The organism is Lacticaseibacillus manihotivorans DSM 13343 = JCM 12514 (genome assembly GCF_001435035.1).
Taxonomy (GTDB): domain Bacteria; phylum Bacillota; class Bacilli; order Lactobacillales; family Lactobacillaceae; genus Lacticaseibacillus; species Lacticaseibacillus manihotivorans.
Map to the genome: position 1 here is coordinate 1 of NZ_AZEU01000094.1, position 1,533 is coordinate 1,533.

Below are 1,533 nucleotides of genomic sequence, written 5' to 3' on the forward strand. Positions count from 1 at the left end.
GGAAATTTGTCAACTGGTGTTGAAGGATAGTTTTTATCCCTTGAAGGCCTTCCCGACTGTGGGAGGCTTTTTTGTTATTTAATTTTTAAAGAACTAGGGTGAATTCAGTGGCGGTGGTGTTTTAGTGAAGGCTTGGAGCTGGCAATTGTTTCAGGAGTCGCTAGGCGATGAGCTGGTAGATCCGAACGAACATGTTGGCTTGGTTGGCGAAGCCGTAGCACGTACGCTTTAGCTCCTTGATCTTGCGGTTGACGCCTTCAATAGGACCGTTGGAGTATGGGGACTTAGCGGCGTTGATGATCCATGGTAGGTTCTTGCGTAAGGTGGTGATGGCGGTGTCCATAGCAGAGCCAGTTGGCTGGTAATCAATAATCAGTCGTTTGAGCACACGAGGATGGCCGCCCATCAACGCCTCATGGATGGCAATGTAAGTCTCATAAGCAGCTTTGAACTTGGGAGACACTGAGGTTCCAAGGTCGATGGCGTTTTGTTGGGTCGAGTACTCGTTGAGGCCGAATAAATAGTGTGAGGTCTTGGCATCGGGATGGGCCAAATGGAATAGTCGCCAAAGCGACTTAAGCACTTTGTATTCACGAGATTTCCCATCTAATTGCTTGAGCGTGGTGACACGGATCTGATCCATTGCGCGGCCAATCATCTGAACGATGTGGAAGCGGTCGATGATGATCTCGGCATTGGGGAAAAGCTCATGGACGATGAGCTGATAAGCAGCGTTCATGTCCATGACAACACGCTTCACAGCCGCGCGTTGCGCGACACTATATTGGTTGATGAAGAATTCCTTGATGTCCTTATTAAGCCGCCCACCAAGGACTTTGACGGCCTTGTGGGTATCGGCATCAATACAAATGAAAGACATCGCCGATTTCGTTGATCGGAACTCATCGAAGCACAGATTCTCCGGAAGCTTGCGACTAGCGTGAGGATGAATATTTTCGTTAAGAGCCCGTTGAACAGAATTTGTTGAGATCCCCAGAAACAAGGCGATATTCGTTTCAGTGAGCGCCCGACCGGCGAGCTTCAAAGCATGCGACACCAACTTGGTTCCAATTGAATGATTCGCTTTGACAACTGGTGTCGTCGCAGTGCAAGTGGTATGGCAGTTCAAGCAGCGCCACCGTTGTTTGTTTAGTTCCAGGAGCACAGGTTGGTCTGAGGGACCCTCGACGTGGATATGAGTGAGTTTGTGACCGTTCTTGCGGAGATCAGGGAATCCACACTGGGGGCAATGCGTGAGCGTATAGGTCAAATCAGCATAAACCATCAAATACTTTTTGCGCCCTGAGCCTTTGCCGTGGAAAGCTTCACGAACGTCATACGGATGAATATTTGTATCTGTAATTCCAAGCAATTTACGTGTAATATCTATTTGAGACATCTATTCCTACCTCGTTTATCTTTTGGTTTTGTCGCTTAAAGCATAACACTGGAAGGAGTAGGTGTTTTTGTTATCTAAAAAGGCCTAAAACTTCCGGCGTTGAAGTGCTCTTCAACACCAAAAATTTTAGACCC

General features: G+C 47.7%; 1 protein-coding gene. It reads right to left on the reverse strand.

The annotated features are described in order from the left end of the window. Window positions 1–160 precede the first annotated feature (160 nt). Window positions 161–1,399 (reverse strand): ISL3 family transposase, encoded by a 1,239-nt coding sequence (locus tag FD01_RS04690; RefSeq protein ID WP_056962885.1) that lies wholly within the window; start codon window positions 1,397–1,399, stop codon window positions 161–163. Window positions 1,400–1,533 lie beyond the last annotated feature (134 nt).

Excerpts from the sequence above, each read along its gene's own strand:
- FD01_RS04690 (WP_056962885.1), bottom strand. The coding sequence starts at position 1,399 with ATGTCTCAAATAGATATTACACGTAAATTGCTTGGAATTACAGATACA.